Genomic DNA, 19,121 nt, shown 5'->3' with positions numbered 1-19,121 from the left:
GATCAGTCCGGCGGCGGACGGCGCCCGCCGCACACGATTCTGCCATTCCCGCACCCCCACGACCGGCCTCCGGCCCGGGGACGGGGGGTGCGGGACGGGATCTACGGGGTGTCGTCACCGACCGGGCGGCCGCCGAGGCGGCCGGGTGACGGGGCTCGCTCCAGCTCGTGGCTGAGCTGGTCGAGCTCGCTCCCACCGGCCATCTGACGGGTCAGTTCGTCCAGCGTGACGCCGTCCTTGGTGTGGCTGCCGGCCATGGCGCCGCGCTTGAGCAGCACGAAACGGTCGCCCACGAGATAGGCGTGGTGCGGGTTGTGCGTGATGAGGACCACGCCGAGTCCGGCGTCCCTGGCGGCCGCGACGTATTTGAGTACGACCCCGGACTGCTTGACCCCGAGCGCTGCGGTGGGTTCGTCGAGGACGAGGACCTTGGCGCCGAAGTGCACGGCGCGGGCGATGGCCACACACTGGCGCTCGCCACCGGACAGGGTCCCGATGGGCTGGTCCACATCGCGGAGGTCGATGCCCATGCGCAGCAGCTCCGCACGGGTCGTCTCACGCATCCGCCGTACGTCGAGGCGCTTGAACGGGCCGGAGCCCTTCGTCGGCTCCGAGCCGAGGAAGAAGTTGCGCCAGACCGGCATCAGCGGGACGACGGCCAGGTCCTGGTAGACGGTGGCGATGCCCCGGTCCAGGGCGTCGCGCGGGTTGGCGAGCGTGGTTTCCTCGCCCTCGACCAGAAACGTCCCGGCGTCGTGCCGGTGCAGCCCCGCGATGATCTTGATGAGCGTGGACTTGCCGGCGCCGTTGTCGCCGAGGACGCAGGAGATCTCCCCCGCGCGGACCTCCAGGGAGACGTCCTCCAGGGCCTTGACGTTGCCGTAGTACTTACTGACGCCGTCGAGCTCGACGAGCGCCGGGCCGGCCGTGTCCCGGGGAGCGGGAGCCTGGGTGGCCGTCATTTCGTCGCCTCCGCACGCTTGCGTACCCATGCGTTGAGCAGGGTGGCCAGGAGCAGCATCGCTCCCAGGAAGAACTTGAACCAGTCGGGGTTCCACTCCGCGTACACGATGCCCTTGCTGGTCATGCCGAAGATGACCGCGCCGACCGCGGACCCGATCGCGGAGCCGTAACCGCCGGTGATCAGGCAGCCGCCGATGACGGCCGCGATGATGTAGATCAGCTCGTTGCCGACGCCCTCGCCGGACTGCACCACGTCGTAGGAGAACAGCAGGTGCTGCCCGGAGACCCAGGCGGCGAAGGCGACACCGAGGTAGAGCCCGATGCGCGTGCGGATCACGGGCACGCCGACCGCGCGGGCGGCGTCGGCCTCACCGCCGACGGCGAAGATCCAGTTGCCGAAGCGGGTGCGGAGCAGGATCCAGGTGGCGATCGCGACGAGCGCCGCCCACCACAGGATGGTGACCTTCAGCTCGACGTCGCCGAGGGTGAGGTGGGACGCGAAGACCTTACGGGCGGATTCGAAGCCCTCCATGTTCCCGATGGTCTTGGTCGAGACCGTGCCGCTGATCAGCTTGGTGAAGCCCAGGTTCAGGCCGGTCAGCATCAGGAACGTGCCGAGCGTGATGATGAAGCTCGGGAGCTTGGTGCGGGTCAGCATGAAGCCGTTGAACGCGCCGAAGCCCAGGGTGACCAGCAGCGACACGAAGACGCCCACCCAGACGTTCGCGGTCATCTGGTAGCTGAACATCGAGGAGACCAGCGCGGAGCTGGTCACCATCACACCGGCGGACAGGTCGAACTCGCCACCGATCATCAGGAGCGCCACGGGCGCCGCCATGATCCCGATGGTGGAGGCCGCGTACAGCACGGTGCCGAGGCTGGATGCCTGGAGGAAGCTGTCGGCGACGATCGCGAAGAAGAGGAGGACGGCCACGGCCCCGACGACCGAGCCCAGCTCCGGCCGGCCGAGCAGCTTGCGCAGCGGGGAGGTGCGCAGCAGGCGTTCGTCGGTGTGCGACGCCGCCGGCTGCCCGGTCGCGGTCATCGGGTTCCCCGGTTCGTGTACTCCGCCAGCTCGTCGGCGTCGTCACGGGTGATGACCTGGGGTCCGGTCAGGACGGGCAGGCCGCCGCCGAGCACGTTCTGGTTGTAGCGGTAGAGCCAGAGCAGGTCGACGGCCTGGTAGCCCTGGAGGTAGGGCTGCTGGTCGACGGCGAAGCCGAGCGACTTGTTCTGCAGGCCGGTGGCGACGCTCGCGTTGAGGTCGAAGGTGTCGATCTCGGCCTTGCTGCCCGCGGTCCGCTTGGCCTTGACGGCCGCGGCGGCGAACGGGGCGCCGAGGGTGACGACCGCGTCGATGCTCCGGTCGGAGTCGAGCTTGGCCTCGATGGACGCCTGGACGTCGGGCATGTTCGTACCGTCGACGTAGAGGTTCTGCATCGTCCCGCCGAAGGTCTTCTTCGCCCCGGCGCAGCGCTGCTCGTGACCGACGTTGCCCTGCTCGTGCAGGATGCACAGCGCCTTCTTGCGGCCGCGCTCGTCGAGCTCGTCGCCGACCGCCTCGCCCGCGATGGACTCGTCCTGGCCGATGTGGGTGAGTGCGCCGAAGGCTTTGGACTCGGCGGAGCCGGAGTTCACCGTGATCACGGGAATGCCGGCCTTGACGGCCTTGGCCACGACCGCCTTCATCGAGTCCGGCTTGGCGAGCGAGACGATCAGGCCGTCGACCTTCTTGTCGATCGCGGTCTGGACGAGCTCGGCCTGCTGCTGCCCTTCGGCGTCGTGCGAGTAGAGGAAGTTGATGTTGTCCTTGACGGCTGCCTGCTCCGCGCCCTTCTGGACGATGTCCCAGAAAGTGTCGCCGTCACCCGAGTGGGTGACCATGGCGAACGTCCAGCGGGGCGTGTTCACCGCGGACCGGCCCTCGGCGGCCTGCCGGGCGGCGCGTTCCTCCGCCCGCTTGCCGCCGGTGCTGCTGCATCCCGCGAGGGAGGCCGCCAGTACCGCTGCCAGCACGGCGCCCATCGCGCGTACCCCTGTCCGAACCCTTGCCACGACGCCGTGCCCTTCTAGTGCTGCTCGCTGTGCTGCCTGGTGAAGCCGGGGAGAGCGGACTCGCCGCCCGGCGGGCCAAGTATCCCCGAGCCCGGACCGGCACGGCCCGGCAGGGGCGCGGGCCGCGTCCCTGCCGCCGTTCTAACGACCTAACATGACCGCGTCAATGCTTTTGTCCGGGCGTTCCGGCCGGAGGCCGCCGGCCGGGTCTCAGGGCCGGACCAGCAGCTGGAACTCGAAGGCGTACCGCGACGCCCGGTAGACGTGTGAGCCGAATTCGACCACCCGGCCGCCGTCGTCGAAGGTGGTGCGTTCCATCGTCAGCAGCGGCGCCCCGGCGGGCTCCGCGAGCAGTTCGCCCTCCTCGGCGGTCGCGGCGCGAGCACCGACCGACTGCCGGGCGCTGTGCAGGGTGATGCCCGAGGCACGCATCATCCGGTAGAGGCCGGTCGACTCCAGCCGCTCGGTGCCGAGCTCGAGCAGGTGCGGTGGCAGATGGTTGCGCAACAGCGCGACCGGCTCGTCGTGCGCGTACCGCACCCGTTCGACGAGATGGACGTCACTGCCCTCCTCGACGCCGAGCGCGGTGGCGGCCTCGGGCGTCGCCGGCTCGACCGTGTTGCGCAGGACCCGGGTGGCCGGGCCCCGGCCGGCCGTCTCCAGGTCGTCGTAGAGGCTGCTCAGTTCGAGCGGGCGCTTGATGCGGCTGTGCACGACCTGGGTGCCGACGCCACGCCGGCGCACCATCAGCCCCTTGTCGACGAGCGACTGGATGGCCTGACGGACGGTGGGCCGGGACAGTCCGAGCCGGGCGGCGAGTTCCAGTTCGTTGCCGAGGAGGCTGCCGGGTGCGAGCCTCCCCTGCTCGATGGCCGCCTCCAACTGCTGGGCCAGCTGGTGGTAGAGCGGGACGGGGCTGGTGCGGTCCACGCCCAGCCCCAGGGCGGCGGAGTCGGCGGCGGGTTTGGGCACGGCACGGAGCGTACCCCGTGCGACCGCGCCGCACCCCTCACTTTGTCAGGACATATAGTTGACAGTGCGCCGGGGTGGCGGCACGTTGGGTCCATGCGCATCGGACTCATCGGCACGGGCCGGATCGGTTCCTTCCACGCGGGCGTCCTGGCGCGCCATCCCGCGGTCGTCTCCCTGGTGGTGGCGGATGCGGACGCCGCCCGCGCCGCACAGGTCGCCGCACGGACGGGTTCGACGGCCGTCGCGTCCGTCGCGGAGGTCTTCCGGGCGGGGGTGGACGCGGTCGTGATCACCTCGGCCACCTCGGCGCACGCCGCTCTCATCGGCCAGGCGGCGCGGGCCGGCCTGCCCGCCTTCTGCGAGAAGCCGATCGCACTGGACCTGGCGGGGACCCTGGGCGCGCTGCGCGAGACCGAGCGGGCGGGCAGTGTGCTCCAGCTCGGCTTCATGCGCCGGTTCGACGCCGGTTACGCGGCGGCGCGCACCGCCGTGCGCGGCGGAGCTCTGGGCCGGCTGCACACCGTACGGGCGACGACGTCCGATCCCGCTCCCCCGCCCGTCGCGTATCTGCCGCTCTCCGGCGGCCTGTTCAGGGACTGCCTGGTGCACGACTTCGACATCCTGCGCTGGGTGACGGGCCGTGAGGTGGCGGAGGTGTACGCCACGGGGTCGGACGGAGGCCCGGCGATGTTCCGGGACGCGGGCGACGTGGACACGGCGGCAGCCCTGCTGACCCTGGACGACGGCACACTCGCCACCGCGACGGCCACCCGGTGCAACGGGGCCGGATACGACGTGCGCATGGAGCTGGCGGGCGAGCGGGACCAGATCGCCGTCGGCCTGGACGACCGTACGCCGCTGACCTCCGCCGAGCCGCAGGGGCCGCCGGCCCCGGCCAAGCCCTGGCCGGGGTTCCTGGAGCGGTTCGCCCCGGCGTACGAAGCCGAACTGGACGCGTTCCTGGGCGTCGTACGCGGCGAACGGGCGAATCCGTGCGACGGACGGGAGGCGCTGCACGCGCTGCGCGTCGCCGAGGCGTGCGAGCTGTCGCGCCGTCGGCGCCGTCCCGTACGGATGACGGAGATCCCCGGGATCTGAAGCCCGCTACCAGGACACCGGCAGACTCAGCGGGCCCCGGATCAGCATGCCCGTACGCCAGGACAGGCGGGCCGGGTCCGTGTCGAGCCGCAGCCCCGGGCAGCGTTCGAGGAGCGACCTGATGGCGATGCGGGCCTCGATGCGGGCCAGCGGCGCACCCAGGCAGTAGTGGATGCCGTGGCCGAAGGCGACGTGCCCGCGCGCGTCCCGGGTGATGTCGAAGCGGTCGGCGTCCGGGAAGCGGGCGGGGTCGCGGTCGCAGTCGGCCATCGCGACCAGGACGAGCTCGCCGCCACCGGGGATCACCGTGCCCGAGACGTCGAGCGGTTCGGTGGTGAAGCGGTAGGTAGGGGTCTCGACGGGCCCCTCGTAGCGGAGTGTCTCCTCGACCGCGTTGTCGATGAGGCCGAAGTCGGCCCGCAGGGCTGCTAGTTGACCGGGATTCGTCAGCAGGCTCAGGACGCCGTTGGAGATGAGGTTGACCGTGGTCTCGTGCCCGGCGACGAGCAGCAGCCAGGCCATGCCCATGAGCTCATCGGCCGAGAGCTGGTCGCCGTCGTCGTCCGACGTGTGGATCAACGCGCTCATCAGGTCGTCCCCGGGAGCCGCGCGCTTCTTCGCGATCAGCTCGGCGAGGTACGCGGTCATGGCGGCTTTGGCCCGGTCACGCGCCTCGGCGTCGAGGGAGGAGACCGCGGTGTCGGACCATTTCCGAAACGCCCGCCGGTCCAGGGCCGGCACACCCAGCAGTTCGCAGATGACCGCCATCGGCAGGGGGACCGACAGTGCCTCGACCAGGTCGGCGGTCCGGCCCGGCGCCTCGGTCATGGAGTCGAGGAATCCGTCCGTCATCTCCTGGACGCGCGGGGCGAGCCGTTCCATACGGCGGGGTGTGAACTCCCGGGCCACGAGCCTGCGCAGGCGGGTGTGGACCGGAGCGTCACTGCCCAGCATGGACGTGCCCACGGATACCTTGCGGACGCCCAGCGCGGGCGAGGCCCTGCGCCACTCCTTGGAGAGCCGCTGGTCGGCGAGGAGGGCCCTTCCCGCCTCGTACCCGACGACGAGCCAGGCTTCCGCTCCCTCCGGGATACGGACCCGGTGCACCGGCCCACGGGCGCGTAAGCGCGCGTACACCGGATACGGGTCCCGGATGAAATCGTCGCCGAGCGCGCCGAGGTCGAGCAGGGCCTGGGTGGTCAACGTGGTTCCCTTCGGGCCGGGCGGGCAGAGAGAACGGTCCCCTGGGCGACCGCGCACAGGGCCTCCGCCCCCTCGTCGTCCACGGTGTACAGGTCGCAGCGCACGACGGCCTGTCTGCGGCCGGTGTGAACCACCTCGGCGCGGGCGCTCAGGGTGCGGCCGCTCGCCGGGCGGACGTACTGGATCGAGAAACCGCCGGTCAGGACGGCTGATCCGAGCGTCGTCCCGGCGGCGAAGGTCAGCGCGTTGTCGGCCGCGTAGGACAGCACCCCGCCGTGCAGGAACCCGTTCTGCTGGGTGAGCTCCTCGCGCACGTCGACCTCGATGACGGCCTCGCCACCCCCGAACGCCGTGATCCGCGCGCCGACGAGCCCGCTGAAGGGCTGGCTGTCGAGGACCTGCTGTGCGGTGTCCAGGGAGAGTTCGGTCATGGACGTCATCTCATCTCACCAGCGCACCGGAAGACGGCGGACCCCCCGGAGCAGCAGCCCGGGCAGCCAGTCGGGCTCTCCGCCGTCCGGATCGCGTGCGAGCGCGGGGCAGCGCTCCAGCAGTGCGCGGATCGCGATGCGGCCCTCCATCCGGGCCAGCGGGGCACCCAGGCAGAAGTGGACGCCGTGCCCGAAGGCCAGATGCCCCTGCGCCTCACGCCGGATGTCGAAGGTGTCGGGCTCCGGGTAGCGGGCGGGGTCCCGGTCGCCGGAGCCCAGGGCGACCAGCACCGCCTCGCCCTGCGGGATGACGACCGGGCCGATCCTGACGGGTTCGCGGGTGAAGCGGAAGGTCGCCGTCTCGACGGGCCCGTCGTAGCGGAGCATCTCCTCGACCGCGCCGTCGATCAGCTCCGGCCGCGCCCGGAGCAGGGCCAGCTGCTCCGGATGGTCGAGCAGTGCGCGTACACCGTTGGAGATCAGGTTCACGGTCGTCTCGTGCCCGGCCACCAGGAGCAGGAAGGCCATGCCGATCAGTTCGTCCGGGGACAGGCGGTCGCCCTCGTCGTCGTGTGCCTGGATCAGGGCACTCATCAGGTCGTCGCCCGGGGTACGGCGTTTGTCCTCGATCAGCTCACCGAGGTAGACGCCCATCGCGTGGACCGCCTCGCCCTCCTCCCCCGGCGAGACGGGCGTGACGATCGCGTTGGACAGCAGGCGGAAGGCGTCCCGGTCGATGTCGGGTACGCCCAGGAGCTCGCAGATCACGGTCATCGGCAGCGGGAAGGCGAACGCGTCGATGAGGTCGGCGCTCCCGGCGGGCACCATCGCGTCGAGGAGGTCCGAGGTGATCTGCTCGACGCGGGGACGCAGCGCTTCGATCCGCCGGGCGGTGAATTCGCGTGCGACGAGTTTGCGCAGCCGGGTGTGGTGCGGGGCGTCCGTCTCCAGCATGTTGGCGTTGATCGGGTTGCTCGTCACCGGGAAGAGCTCCGTCGTGCGCCAGTCCTTGCTGAACCGCTGGTCCGCGAGGGCCGCGCGGGCCTCCTCGTAACCGACGATCAGCCACACCCGCTCGACGTCGTCGGTACGGACCTGGTGCACCGGGCCCTCGGCTCGCATCTTCGCGTAGTACGGATACGGATTCGCGCCGAAGTCCGCCGCCCCGCGCAGATCGATCACTGACATCGTCCCGCCCCCTTTCTCCGGTCTGACCGGTTCAGCCTAGGCGGCTGCCCCGCGTCCCGTCCTCGTCCTCATGGAGGAGACCCGCGTCATGGACCAGCAAGGCGATCTGTACGCGGTTGCCGAGTTCGAGCCGGGCCAGGATGCGGGACACGTGTGTCTTCACGGTGGCCACGCTCAGATGGAGTGCTGCGGCGATCTCCGCGTTGGAGCTGCCCCGGCCGACCGCCGTGGCCACGTCCTGCTCACGCGCCCCCAGCCCGGCGAACCGCTGCCTGGCGTGTGTCCGGCGGGCCCGGCGGTCGTCCGCCGGGTCTCCCGCCGCGTGGGCCATGAGCCTGCGGGTGACGGCGGGCGAGAGGACGGGTTCACCGGCCGCGACCCGCAGGACCGCCTCGACGATCTGCGCGGGCGGTGTGTCCTTCAGGACGAATCCCGCCGCCCCCGCGCGGATCGCGCGCAGCACCTGTTCGTCGGCGTGGAAGGTGGTCAGGACGATGACCTCGGGCGCACCGGGCCGGCGCCGGAGCTCCTCGGTCGCGGCCAGCCCGTCCATGACCGGCATCCGGATGTCCATGAGCACCACGTCGGGGTGCGAGCGGTCGACGAGGGCGCGGACCTCGGTGCCGTCGGCCCCCTCCCCCACGAGGTCGATGCCGTCGGCACCTCCGAGCATCAGGGCGAGTCCGGCCCGCACCAGCGGGTCGTCGTCGACGACGGCCAGCCGGACCGGCGGGGCCTCAGGAGACCTGGGAGTGCTCATGCGGGCCACGGTAGCCGGGCCCTGACCGCGAATCCGCCGTCGGGCCGGGGCCCGTGCTCCAGACTGCCGCCGGCCAGGCCGGCGCGTTCGGTGAGGCCGATGAGCCCCTGGCCGGAGCCGGGGACCGGTTCGAAGGGTTCGGCCGGAACGGGGTTGCCGACCTCGATGGTCAGCCCGTCGCCCGGTCCGCCCGCCACGGTGACGTCGACGGGGGCGCCGGGCGCGTGCTTACGGGCGTTGGTCAGTGCTTCCTGGGCGATGCGGTAGACCGTGCGTCCGGTGGCCGCGGGCGCCTCGGCCGGGTCGGTGACGCTGTTGACCAGGGTGACCCGCATGCCGGCGGAGCGGGACTCGTCGATCAGGGCGTCGAGAGTGACGAGGGTGGGCTGGGGCCTGTTGCCGTCGTCGCTGTCGCCGGGTGCGCGCAGCACACCGATGATCTCGCGGAGGTCCTGGAGCGCCTCGCGAGCACTGTCCCGGATGACTCCGGCGGCCCTCGCGACCTCGGCCGGAGGCGCGTCGGGACGGAACTCGAGAGCGCCCGCGTGGACGCTGAGGAGGGTCAGCCGGTGGGCCAGGACGTCGTGCATCTCACGGGCGATGGCCTCCCGCGCCAGCCGCTGGGCCTGCTCGGCGCGGAGCGCCGCCTCGCTCTCCGCCCGGCGCGCGCGTTCGTGCAGGGTGACGAGCAGCTGCCTCCGTGAGCGCACGACCATGCCCCAGCTGAGCATGAGGAGGACGAGCAGTGCACCGATGACGGCGGAGGCGACGAAGGACGTCGCGGGGTCAGGACGCAGCATCGGCTGCACGGGAGCCACGACGAGGGCGCCCGCACCGACAAGGGCCACCGGCCTGAACGGCCGGTGCACGGCCAGACCGAACAGACTGATCAGCATGGCCCCGGCCGCGACGGGCTCGACGAGGCTGAGGACCGTCAGGGCCACGGCGATCGCGACCGGCCGTCTCCGCCTGGCCCAGAGCGCGCAGCACGACGCGGCTCCGACGAGCGAGTCGGTGAGGACGACTCCGTCCGGTGTGGCCGGGTCGGCATCGATCGCCGCGAGGGTGAGCATCCCGAAGCCCGACGCGCAGAGGAAGAGCGCGACGTCGACGGCCCAGTCCCGCACGGTCCGCCGCGACCTGCCCCGGTCGCCGGGCAACTCGTCGTCCACCAGGGCCGAGGGCAGCAGCCAGCGGTACTCCGTACGTGTCATGTCGGCAAAGTTACGCAGCCGGCGGACGCGGGAGGGCTGTTCCGAGCCGGGAAGATACCGAAGTCGCGCGATACGGGACTTTCGTCGGTGCCCCGCAGACCGGTGGCCGACGCGGGGGCGGAACCGCCCGCCCCAGGCTGGGGGCATGAAGAGATTCGTGGAGACGGCCGGGTTCATCGTGTTCGTACAGGGCGCCGCGGGGCTGCTGTACGAGTGGACGGGCTGGTTCCGGCTGTGGACCGTGGTGGCCGGACTCGAGTTCCTCCGCGACCACGGACTCCTCGTCAGCATCGTGCTGGTCGTGGCCGGCGGAGCCCTGATGATCGCCGCGGACTCGGTCAGGGCGTGACGCGGGCCCCGTCAGGAGGGGACGTCGGCGCGGCGGCGGCCCCACGCGGTGCCCGCCAGCACGAGCACCGCGCCCAGCGCCCCCGGTGCGCCGAGGTGTTCGCCGCCGATGGCGACGCCGACGGCGGCGGCCCACAGCGGCTCCGTACCGAGCAGCAGGCTGACCCGGGACGGTGAGGTGCGGCGTACCGACCACATCTGCACGAAGAACGCGAACAGCGTGCAGAAGACGGACAGGAAGAGCAGCCCGGCCCACTCGGCGGCGCCGAAGTCCGCCGCCACGGTCCAGGGCGCGGGCCCGGTCCCGGGAAGAGCGGCCAGTACGGCGAAGACGGCGACCGCGCTGCCGAGTTGCACGGTGGTCAGGGAGAGCGAGTCGGCGTCCTGGACCGCCTTGATGCGCGCCATCGCCAGGACGTGGACCGTACGGGCGAGGGCCGCGCACAGCATCAGCAGATCGCCTGCCGAGGGGGTGGTGAAACCGCCGCCCTGCGTCAGCAGCACCACACCGGTGACCGAGAGGCCCGCAGCCGCGAGGAAGCCCGCCGGCGGCCGGACCCGGGTCACGGCCGCCTCGGCCAGCGGGGTGAAGATCATCGTGAGGCTGATGATGAGCCCCGCGTTGGTCGCCGACGTGTGCACGACACCGTACGTCTCGAGCAGGAAGATCCCGCTGAGCACGAGCCCCAGCAGGCCCGCGCCCCGCCACTGCGGACCGCTCAGCGCCCGCAGCCCGCGCCGTGCGGCGACGCCCAGGGCGGGCAGCACGATCGCGAAGCGGAGCACGAGGACCGCGATCACGGTGTGCGTCGTGGTGATGCCCTTGGCCGCGAGGTAGCTGGCACCCCAGACGGCGGCGACGAGCAGGAGCGGCAGGTCGGTGACCCACGCACGGCGGGGTGGAGCGAGGGCGGGCAGAGCGGCAGAGGACACCTGTTCTCCTGGTTCTCCACGGGGGGAACGGCGTGGAGACTTCGCCGGCTCGCACGGGAGCGATCACCGTACCGGACCGGAGGTCCTCCGGAACCTCCCCCCGCAGGGCGACTCGGCCACCTGTTCGCAGGGTTCGTCACCGGTCGAAGCGGTCTCCCTCCGGTACCGGCTCCTCCTAGAATGTCGGTCTCGGGACGCTCGGACACACGGAGTTGGCACATGGGTGGAGCGCGGCTGGACGGACGGGTCGAGCGGGGGAACCAGACCAGGCAACTGGTGCTGGGGCGCGCGGTCCACGTCGCCTCGACCGAGGGGCTGGAGGGCCTGTCGCTCGGCCGGCTGGCCACGGAGCTGAAGCTGAGCAAGAGCGGTGTGTTCGCGCTCTTCGGCTCCAAGGAGGAGCTGCAGCTCGCCACCGTGCGCGCCGCCGTGGCCGTCTTCGTCGATCACGTGCTGACACCGACGAGGGCGGCTCCTCCCGGTCTGGGCCGCGTCTGGCGGATGTGTGAGAGCTGGCTCTCCTACTCGCAGCGCCGGGTGTTCAGCGGTGGCTGTTTCTTCTACGCGACCATCGCCGAGTTCGACTCCAGGGAGGGCAAGGTGCACGACGCCCTGGCCTCCACGCAGACGGGCTGGGTCACCTTCGTGGAGGAGACCGTGGAGGAGGCCAGGGTGCGGGGCGAACTCGCCGCGGACACGGACGTCTCACAGCTGGCGTTCGAGCTCATCGCGTTCATGGAACTGGCCAACGCGGAATCCGTACTGCACAACAACAACCCCGGCTACACGAAGGCGGCGCGGGCCATTCTGGGGCGGCTGTACGCCGCCGCCACCGAGCCTTCCGTGCTGCCGGCCGTCCCCTGAACGAAATGACCGGCCCCTCAGCCGGACCGTGGGTCCGAGGGGCCGGTGTCCCCCATGCTCCTGCGGTCCTGGTCGGTCCACTTGCGGGTGTCCCGGGGGGCGACGTACGGCTCCTCCAGGGGCGGATGACCGCCGATGACGGCCCGTTCCCGGTCCGTTTCCGCATCGAATTCGAGTCCGAGCAGCACCGCGAGGTTCGTGAGCCACAACCAGACCAGAAAGATGATCACTCCTGCCAGGGCGCCGTAGGTCTTGTTGTACGAGCTGAAGTTGGCGACGTAGAAGGCGAAGGCGGCCGACACGACCATCCAGATCAGCAGGGCCAGCAGGCTTCCCAGTGAGACGAACCTGAAGCCCCGCCCCTTGGTGTTCGGCGCCGCCCAGTACAGGATCGCCAGCATGACGGCCACCAGGACGACCAGGACGGGCCATTTCGCGATCGACCAGACGGTCATGGCCGTGTCGCCGACGCCCAGTGCGGTACCGAGCCGGCGGGCGAGGCCGCCGGAGAGTACGACGATCAGCGCACTCACGCAGGCCAGTACCAGCAGCACCAGAGTCAGGCCGACACGGACCGGGAGCACCTTCCAGACCGGGCGGCCCTCGGGCAGGTCGTACACCGCGTTGGAGGTCCGGATGAACGCGGCCACGTAGCCGGACGCGGACCACAGGGCGACCGCCAGGCCCACGGCCGCCATCACCCAGCCGGTCCCGCTGCTGGACTGCAGTTGGTCCACCGCGTTCGCGAGGACGTCACGCGCCGGGCCCGGGGCCAGTTTCTGGATGTTCTCCAGCACGGTCCGCGTCGCCGACCTGCCCGCGATGCCGAGCAGTGAGACGAGTACCAGCAGGGCGGGGAACAGGGCCAGGATCCCGTAGTAGGTCAGGGCCGCCGCCCGATCGGTGAGCTCGTCCCCCTTGAACTCCTTCAGCGTGCGCTTCAGCACCGCCACCCAGGACGCCCTGCCGACCTGGGTGGGTGTATCGGGTGCGTCATGTTCCACCTGCGGGTCGGGGCCGGCACCCGGCCGTCCCTCACTCGGACCCGTGTCGTCCTGATGCTGCTGTTCGTGCGACATGAGAAGCAGACAACCCCAGGTGCGCACGTCACGCGACCGCACGACCGCTTCGTGCGTCTGGATGGACGAGGTGTCGCCCGGCGGCCCGTCCTACGCTGGCGGGGACGGCACGTGAACGAAAGGGGAGACCATGAGCCAGACACCGCCCCCGGCCCGCGACCTCCACGACGGCAACACCGTCCCCGCGGTGGGCCTGGGCACCTGGCCGCTCGACGACGAGGCGGCCGAGAAGGCTGTCGCCGGTGCGCTGCGGCTCGGCTACCGGCTCGTGGACACCGCGCTGAACTACGGGAACGAGACCGGAACCGGCCGTGGTATCGCCCGCTCCGGAGTACCGCGGAGGGAAATCTTCGTCACGACCAAGGTCCCCGGCCGCCACCACGGGTACGAGGAGACACTGGCCTCGTTCGAGGAGTCCCGGAGCAAGCTGGGGCTGGAGTACGTCGACCTGTATCTCATCCACTGGCCGCTGCCCCGGGTGGACAGGTACGTCGACACCTGGAAGGCGATGATCAAGCTCCGTGAGGACGGTCTCGTACGTTCCATCGGTGTCTCCAACTTCACGGCGGAGCATCTCGGGCGGCTGGAACGGGAGACGGGTGTGCTGCCCGTGATCAACCAGATCGAGATGCACCCCCTGCTCCCCCAGGAGGACCTGCGTGCGTGGCACACCGCCAAGGGCATCGTCACGGAGAGCTGGAGCCCGCTGGCCCGGGGCCGTCAGGTGCTGGAGGCTCCGGAAGTGATCGCCGCCGCCAGGGCCCACGGGGTGACTCCGGGCCAGGTCGTGCTGCGGTGGCACACCCAGTTGGGGGCGGTGCCCATCCCGAAGTCCGCCGATCCCGGGCGGCAGCGGGAGAATCTCGACCTGTTCGGCTTCGAGCTGACCCGGCAGGAGCTGGACCGCATCGGGGCCCGGCCGTCGCACCGCTTCGGCGGGGACCCCGAGACGCACGAGGAGTTCTGACGGCGGTCGCCGTCCGGCGGGTGGGCCGGCGGTCACCGGTTGCGCGGGGTGACCTCCGACATACGGGACCAGTCGTCACCGGGCACCTCGACGTTGATGATCTCCGGGACCTCGCTGACGAGTTCCGACATGGTGTCGACCGCCGCCTTGAAGTGCTCGGAGTTCACGTGGGCGACGCCCGCCTCCTGCGAGGCGAACGCCTCGAGCAGGATGAACTGGTCCGGGTTCTCGACACTGTAGGACCAGTCGAAGAAGAGGTTGCCCGGCTCCTGACGGGTGGCGAGGGTGAAGTCCTCCACGGCCGGGAGCCAGTTGTCGCGCTCGGCGGTACGCACGGTGAACTTGACGGCGATGAAGATCATGGCGACTCCTGGTCGGGGCGGCGGCGTCCCGACCAGGGTCCCATATCCATACAGGCCGGACGTGAACCGGCGCACCCGCCCGCGGGCCGCGCGCGGTGCGTGCGGAGGCTGTCCGCCGAGCTCCTCGTGGCGGGCGGCCGGCCGTGCCGCGCCTCCCCGGTCAGTGAGCCGGAGAGCCGCAGCCGGGAGGTTCCGCCGTCCGGGAGGACGTCGGTCCGGACGTGCGTGCCGCGCACCGGCTCGGGCAGGACGGAGCGGCGGTCCGTGTCGGGCTGGAGCCGGGTGCGGGGCAGGATCTCCCGCCGCTCGCCCTCCCCGCCGTCACCGACCGAGATCACCGCGTCGCCCTTGAGGTAGGCGGTGTCGATCTCGGCCGCCCGGATCTCCGCCTGTTCGGCCAGCCGGTAACGGATCCAGTCGTTGCCCTTGTCACGCCGGCGGCGGGTCTCCCGGCCGTCCATGATCTTGCCCTTGTGCCCGAAGCGCTCGGGGTCGAATTCCGCGGGCTCCGGCTTCAGCAGGTTCTCGCGCTCGGTGAAGAACCCGTCGCCGGCGGCGATGTCCCCGCCCCCGGGGCGACGGTCCGCGAGGTCGACGAGGTGGGTGAAGGGGAAGCCGGCGGTGCGGTGGTCGGCGTACGGGTCACCTCCTCCGTACGGGCTCGCGTCGCCGGTGAAGTACGGTGTCGCCGTCATGGTCACCGGTTTCTCTCGAGAAGACGGCCGGCGGGGCCGGCCGGTACGCCGTCAGCCGCGATCCGCGTACCCCGCAGCCAGGTGGACCTGACGACTCCGTGCAGGGTCTTCCCCGCGTAAGCGGTGACCTGGTTGCGGTGGAAGAGTCCTGCCGGGTCGACGGTGAAGGTCTCGTCGGGGGCGAGGACCGCGAAGTCCGCGTCCCGCCCGGCCTCGATGGCGCCCTTGCGTGTGAGGCCCGCCAGGGAGGCGGGGGCCGCGGACATCCAGCGTGCGACGTCGTCGAGGGTGTGACCGCGCCGGCGCGCCTCGGTCCAGACGGCGGGCAGGCCCAGCTGCAGTGAGGAGATCCCGCCCCACGCGGAGGCGAAGTCCGGGGTCTTGAGGTCCGTGGTGCAGGGCGAGTGGTCGGAGACGATGCAGTCGATCGTGCCGTCGGCGAGCCCGGCCCAGAGCGCGTCCTGGTTGGCGGCCTCCCGGATGGGCGGGCAGCACTTGAACTCCGTCGCCCCGTCCGGCACTTCCTCGGCGGTCAGGGTGAGGAAGTGCGGACACGACTCGACGGTGACGCGTACGCCCTCACGCTTGGCCGCGGCGATCAGCGGCAGGGCGTCACCGGAGGAGAGGTGCAGGACATGGACGCGGGCGTTCAGCCGGCGTGCGTGTGCGATGAGCCCCTCGATCGCGGTGTTCTCCGCGTCCCGGGGGCGGGAGGCCAGGAAGTCGGCGTACTTCTCCCCACCCCGCTGCGGGGCAGCGGCCAGGTGGTGCGGGTCCTCGGCGTGCACGATCAGCAGGCCGCCGAAGCCCGCGATCTCGGCCATGGAGCGGGCCAGCTGCTCCTGGTCCAGTTCGGGGAACTCCTCGACGCCGGAGGGTGAGAGGAAGCACTTGAAGCCGAACACCCCGGCCTCGTACAGCGGGCGCAGGTCCTTGGTGTTGGAGGGGACCGCACCGCCCCAGAAACCGGTGTCGACATGCGCCTTGGGTGCGGCCACCCGCTGTTTGACGCGCAGGTGCTCCACCGTGGTGGTCGGCGGGAGGGAGTTGAGCGGCATGTCGAGCAGGGTCGTGATGCCGCCCGCCGCCGCGGCGCGGGTGGCGGTCCAGAAGCCTTCCCACTCGGTGCGGCCGGGGTCGTTCACATGGACATGGGTGTCGACGAGTCCCGGCAGCAGGACGTCGTCGCCGAAGTCCTCGACGCGGGCGCCGCCGGGCACCTCCGCGCCGTGCGGCAGGACCGCCTCGATCTCGCCGCCGGCGACGAGGACCGCTGCGGCGCGGGTTCCCTCGGGTGTGACGACGCGCGTCGAGCGGAGTACCAGCTTCACGTCCACACCGGACACCTGTGCTCCTCACGCAGATTCAACGTTTTGTTGAAGGAGTCTTCACTCGGGAGTACGGCCCGTCAAGACCCCGCCTCCCCGTGCGAGCACCGGCGGACCCCGGACGGCCCCATTTGGAGTTTTCCACGAAGTAAAAATTTATTTTCGACAGGCGGAACGTAGAACGGGCCAGGAGTGGCGTCACCGCGCTCAGGGCCGAAGGCGGGCCGTACCGCCGACACCAGGACAAAACAGCTCCTGACCGGCAAGGACGTCGCGCCGGGAGCAGTGGGCCGATCGGGAACAGCCCGGTAGGCTGCTGCCTTGCCTCCGCTTCGAAAGGACCGTTGACGTGCCGCCGTCCCACGCCAGCACATCCGACTCCAAACCCGCCGGTCCCAGCGGCGGTGTGCAGTCCCTCGAGCGCGCCTTCGACCTGCTGGAGCGCATGGCGGATGCCGGGGGCGAGGTCGGGCTCAGCGAACTCTCCGCGAGCAGCGGGCTCCCCCTTCCGACCATCCACCGGCTGGTGCGCACCCTGGTCGTGTGCGGCTACGTACGCCAGCAGCCCAACCGGCGTTACGCGCTGGGTCCGCGTCTGATCCGCCTCGGCGAGTCCGCGTCCCGGCTGCTGGGCACCTGGGCGCGGCCGTATCTCCAGCGCCTGGTCGAGGAGACGGGCGAGACGGCGAACATGGCGCTGCTCGACGGGGACGAGATCGTGTACGTCGCCCAGGTACCGTCGAAGCACTCGATGCGGATGTTCACCGAGGTCGGCCGGCGGGTGCTGCCTCACTCCACCGGGGTCGGCAAGGCACTCCTCGCGCAGACCCCGGCGGACGAGGTGCGGGCCCTGCTGGCCCGTACGGGCATGCCGGCGGCCACCGAGAAGACGATCACCACGCCGGACGGCTTCCTCGACGCACTCGAGCAGGTGCGCCGGGCGGGTTACGCGGTGGACGACAACGAGCAGGAGATCGGGGTCCGCTGCCTCGCGGTCCCGGTGCCGGACTCCCCCACCTCGGCCGCCATCTCCATCTCCGGACCCGCGGGCCGGGTGACCGAGACGGCGACCGAACGGATCGTGCCGATCCTGCAGCAGATCGCGAAGGAACTCTCCGAGGCACTGGCGAACAGCGGGCCCGCCGCCTGAGGCCCGGCCGGAACGCGGGCGCCCACCCCGCTCCGGCAGTCCTTCAGACCGGAGCGGACACCGCCGGGCGGCCGTCCTCCATCCTCGCCGTCCCGTCCGTCCGGCCCAGGTGCGCACGGTCGCGGGTCACCACGACCGTGGCCGTGGAACGTTCCCGGGTGAGACCTGCCAGCAGGTCCAGGACCTCTGATCCGTGTTCGCGGTCGAGCGCACTGGTCGGCTCGTCGACGAGGAGCACCGCCGGCCGGTTCATCAGGGCCCGGGCGATGCGGATCCGCTGGCGCCGACCGCCCGGCAGCTGGTGCGGCCTGCGGTCCGCACTGCCGGCGAGGCCGGCGGCGTCCAGGAGGCCCAGCGCGCGGCCACGGGCGGCGCGTACCGACCCGCGTACCTCGCGCAGCCCGGGCCCGAGCACGCCGACCGTGCCGATCACCCCGCGACCAGCAGCAGCGAACGCGCAGCCGAGGGTCCCGGCCGGCCACTGACCGTCATGGCGTCCAGCGCGGCCGCCCCCTCCCCGGCTGTGCCACGGTCCGGGAACCCGGCGGGTGTCCGGCCGGTTCGCGGCGGATCCGGGAGACCGCCGTGCGCGGCTCAGTCACTCCCGGGTCATCGCCGCCCCCGGCCGACCGCCCCGCTCCGTGCTTCGTGACAGAGCACTCCCCCTCGCACGCCGTCGTGCCGGTGTGCCGGCCTGCCCCGGGACAGCGGCCGAACGCCCGGGCCCGCCGCCAGGCCATAACCATGGACGACGTCCTGCGCCACTGCGCGGACCGGGAATCACGGCATCCCGGAGGTGATGATTCGCCTTCCGCCGCTCCCCATGGCGCAGTGGTATCCAGGACACGTGACCCACACACAACGGATTCCCGTGATCGCCGGGGTGCTGCTCGCAGCCGGCGGTGGCCGTCGCCTCGGCGGCAGACCGAAAGCACTGCTGGAACACCGGGGCCGCCCCCTGGCCGAGCACGCGGTGCGGGCCCTGCGCAACGGGGGGTGCGGCCCCGTCCACGTCGTCCTGGGCGCCGCGGCCGAGGAGGTGCGGGCCCGGGCGGACCTCTCCGCGTGCACGGTGACGGTGAACCCGTCATGGGAGAAGGGCATGGGCTCCTCCCTCCGGGCGGGACTGGGCGCCCTTGCCGGTTCGGACGCCGACGCGGCCCTCGTCCTCCTGGTCGACCAGCCGGGCATCGGGGCGGAGGCGGTGGCCCGGGTCCTCTCGGCGTACCGCTCCCGGACGACCCTCGCGGCCGCGGCCTACGAAGGGGAGCGTGGTCACCCCGTGCTGTTCGGGGCCGGCCACTGGGCGGACATCTCGGCAGGTGCGGCGGGCGACCAGGGGGCACGGGCATACCTGCGTGCGCACCGCGACGCGATCACCCTCGTCGAGTGTTCCGGTGTGGCCCGGGCATACGACATCGACACGGTGGAGGACCTGACACACCTGGAGTGAACGCACCGTATCGGACCTGGCACGCCGAGCCACCGCCTCGGCGCGTCTGTCGACCCGG

At 71.5% G+C, this 19,121-nt stretch carries 19 protein-coding genes and 2 pseudogenes; 6 read left to right on the top strand and 15 right to left on the bottom strand.

The window, feature by feature from the left end; all coding sequences use genetic code 11:
- Positions 1 to 101: 101 nt before the first annotated feature.
- The 4 genes from ACF1FZ_RS18630 to ACF1FZ_RS18615 all read right to left on the bottom strand — a co-directional run bounded on the left by ACF1FZ_RS18630 (position 102) and on the right by ACF1FZ_RS18615 (position 3,990).
- On the bottom strand, positions 102 to 962 hold the full coding sequence (locus tag ACF1FZ_RS18630; protein WP_391774458.1) for an ATP-binding cassette domain-containing protein: 861 nt from the start codon (positions 960 to 962) through the stop codon (positions 102 to 104).
- A complete protein-coding gene (locus tag ACF1FZ_RS18625) occupies positions 959 to 2,008 on the bottom strand; it encodes an ABC transporter permease (RefSeq protein ID WP_391774457.1) in 1,050 nt (349 codons plus the stop codon). The genes ACF1FZ_RS18630 and ACF1FZ_RS18625 overlap by 4 nt, the downstream gene beginning before the upstream one ends.
- A complete protein-coding gene (locus ACF1FZ_RS18620; RefSeq protein ID WP_391774456.1) occupies positions 2,005 to 2,988 on the bottom strand; it encodes a substrate-binding domain-containing protein in 984 nt (327 codons plus the stop codon). Before ACF1FZ_RS18620 ends, ACF1FZ_RS18625 begins: the two co-directional genes overlap by 4 nt.
- A 240-nt stretch (positions 2,989 to 3,228) precedes the next feature.
- Positions 3,229 to 3,990, bottom strand: a complete 762-nt coding sequence (locus ACF1FZ_RS18615; protein ID WP_391774455.1) for a GntR family transcriptional regulator — start codon at positions 3,988 to 3,990, stop codon at positions 3,229 to 3,231.
- Positions 3,991 to 4,083: 93 nt separating this feature from the next.
- Between ACF1FZ_RS18615 and ACF1FZ_RS18610 the strand changes: the two genes are divergently transcribed.
- Positions 4,084 to 5,088 carry a Gfo/Idh/MocA family oxidoreductase gene (locus tag ACF1FZ_RS18610; RefSeq protein WP_391774454.1) on the top strand — a complete coding sequence of 335 codons (1,005 nt, stop codon included), beginning with the start codon at positions 4,084 to 4,086 and terminating at the stop codon, positions 5,086 to 5,088.
- A gap of 6 nt (positions 5,089 to 5,094) precedes the next feature.
- On the opposite strand, the gene ACF1FZ_RS18605 is transcribed toward ACF1FZ_RS18610, so the two are convergent.
- Genes ACF1FZ_RS18605 through ACF1FZ_RS18585 form a run of 5 tightly spaced genes read right to left on the bottom strand, consistent with a single transcriptional unit; the run spans position 5,095 to position 9,884 of the window.
- Positions 5,095 to 6,291: a cytochrome P450 gene (locus ACF1FZ_RS18605; protein ID WP_391774453.1), complete on the bottom strand. Its 1,197-nt coding sequence runs from the start codon at positions 6,289 to 6,291 to the stop codon at positions 5,095 to 5,097.
- Positions 6,288 to 6,722, bottom strand: a complete 435-nt coding sequence (locus ACF1FZ_RS18600; protein ID WP_391774452.1) for a PaaI family thioesterase — start codon at positions 6,720 to 6,722, stop codon at positions 6,288 to 6,290. Before ACF1FZ_RS18600 ends, ACF1FZ_RS18605 begins: the two co-directional genes overlap by 4 nt.
- A 15-nt stretch (positions 6,723 to 6,737) precedes the next feature.
- A complete protein-coding gene (locus ACF1FZ_RS18595; RefSeq protein ID WP_391774451.1) occupies positions 6,738 to 7,910 on the bottom strand; it encodes a cytochrome P450 in 1,173 nt (390 codons plus the stop codon).
- A 31-nt stretch (positions 7,911 to 7,941) separates the two neighbouring features.
- On the bottom strand, positions 7,942 to 8,670 hold the full coding sequence (locus ACF1FZ_RS18590) for a response regulator (RefSeq protein WP_391774450.1): 729 nt from the start codon (positions 8,668 to 8,670) through the stop codon (positions 7,942 to 7,944).
- Positions 8,667 to 9,884: a sensor histidine kinase gene (locus tag ACF1FZ_RS18585; protein ID WP_391774449.1), complete on the bottom strand. Its 1,218-nt coding sequence runs from the start codon at positions 9,882 to 9,884 to the stop codon at positions 8,667 to 8,669. The genes ACF1FZ_RS18590 and ACF1FZ_RS18585 overlap by 4 nt, the downstream gene beginning before the upstream one ends.
- 145 nt (positions 9,885 to 10,029) lie before the next feature.
- Between ACF1FZ_RS18585 and ACF1FZ_RS18580 the strand changes: the two genes are divergently transcribed.
- Positions 10,030 to 10,233 (top strand): hypothetical protein, encoded by a 204-nt coding sequence (locus ACF1FZ_RS18580; protein ID WP_391774448.1) that lies wholly within the window; start codon positions 10,030 to 10,032, stop codon positions 10,231 to 10,233.
- Between the two features lie 11 nt (positions 10,234 to 10,244).
- Here ACF1FZ_RS18580 and ACF1FZ_RS18575 read toward each other — a convergent pair whose 3' ends face one another.
- Positions 10,245 to 11,165 carry a DMT family transporter gene (locus ACF1FZ_RS18575; protein ID WP_391774447.1) on the bottom strand — a complete coding sequence of 307 codons (921 nt, stop codon included), beginning with the start codon at positions 11,163 to 11,165 and terminating at the stop codon, positions 10,245 to 10,247.
- Between the two features lie 219 nt (positions 11,166 to 11,384).
- On the opposite strand from ACF1FZ_RS18575, the gene ACF1FZ_RS18570 reads away from it, so the two are divergent.
- The gene (locus ACF1FZ_RS18570; protein WP_391774446.1) at positions 11,385 to 12,029 is read left to right on the top strand and encodes a TetR/AcrR family transcriptional regulator; all 645 of its coding nucleotides are present in this window, start codon (positions 11,385 to 11,387) and stop codon (positions 12,027 to 12,029) included.
- 17 nt (positions 12,030 to 12,046) lie between these two features.
- On the opposite strand, the gene ACF1FZ_RS18565 is transcribed toward ACF1FZ_RS18570, so the two are convergent.
- Positions 12,047 to 13,108 carry a YihY/virulence factor BrkB family protein gene (locus tag ACF1FZ_RS18565; RefSeq protein ID WP_391774445.1) on the bottom strand — a complete coding sequence of 354 codons (1,062 nt, stop codon included), beginning with the start codon at positions 13,106 to 13,108 and terminating at the stop codon, positions 12,047 to 12,049.
- A 130-nt stretch (positions 13,109 to 13,238) separates the two neighbouring features.
- Between ACF1FZ_RS18565 and ACF1FZ_RS18560 the strand changes: the two genes are divergently transcribed.
- Positions 13,239 to 14,075, top strand: coding sequence for an aldo/keto reductase (locus ACF1FZ_RS18560; protein WP_391774444.1), 837 nt, complete (start codon positions 13,239 to 13,241; stop codon positions 14,073 to 14,075).
- Positions 14,076 to 14,107: 32 nt separating this feature from the next.
- Here the strand turns inward: ACF1FZ_RS18560 and ACF1FZ_RS18555 are convergent, their stop codons facing one another.
- From ACF1FZ_RS18555 to allB, 3 genes and pseudogenes are all read right to left on the bottom strand, one after another.
- On the bottom strand, positions 14,108 to 14,437 hold the full coding sequence (locus ACF1FZ_RS18555; RefSeq protein WP_391774493.1) for a putative quinol monooxygenase: 330 nt from the start codon (positions 14,435 to 14,437) through the stop codon (positions 14,108 to 14,110).
- A 111-nt stretch (positions 14,438 to 14,548) separates the two neighbouring features.
- Positions 14,549 to 15,132 (bottom strand): annotated as a pseudogene (locus ACF1FZ_RS18550) (allantoicase); the annotation flags it as partial.
- Positions 15,133 to 15,134: 2 nt separating this feature from the next.
- Entirely contained in the window at positions 15,135 to 16,478 is a 1,344-nt protein-coding gene (allB, locus tag ACF1FZ_RS18545; RefSeq protein WP_391774443.1) for an allantoinase AllB, read from the bottom strand.
- Positions 16,479 to 16,809: 331 nt separating this feature from the next.
- Between allB and ACF1FZ_RS18540 the strand changes: the two genes are divergently transcribed.
- On the top strand, positions 16,810 to 17,610 hold the full coding sequence (locus ACF1FZ_RS18540) for an IclR family transcriptional regulator (protein WP_391774442.1): 801 nt from the start codon (positions 16,810 to 16,812) through the stop codon (positions 17,608 to 17,610).
- Between the two features lie 43 nt (positions 17,611 to 17,653).
- Here ACF1FZ_RS18540 and ACF1FZ_RS18535 read toward each other — a convergent pair.
- A pseudogene (locus ACF1FZ_RS18535) lies at positions 17,654 to 17,995 on the bottom strand (ATP-binding cassette domain-containing protein); the annotation flags it as partial.
- Between the two features lie 438 nt (positions 17,996 to 18,433).
- Between ACF1FZ_RS18535 and ACF1FZ_RS18530 the strand changes: the two are divergent.
- Positions 18,434 to 19,063 carry an NTP transferase domain-containing protein gene (locus ACF1FZ_RS18530; protein WP_391774492.1) on the top strand — a complete coding sequence of 210 codons (630 nt, stop codon included), beginning with the start codon at positions 18,434 to 18,436 and terminating at the stop codon, positions 19,061 to 19,063.
- Positions 19,064 to 19,121: the final 58 nt, after the last annotated feature.

The sequence above is a fragment of the Streptomyces sp. NPDC014623 genome, from assembly GCF_043088245.1.
Taxonomy (GTDB): Bacteria; Actinomycetota; Actinomycetes; order Streptomycetales; family Streptomycetaceae; genus Streptomyces.
Note: the sequence above shows the minus strand (reverse complement) of the source record. Positions and strands in the feature narration are given on the sequence as shown.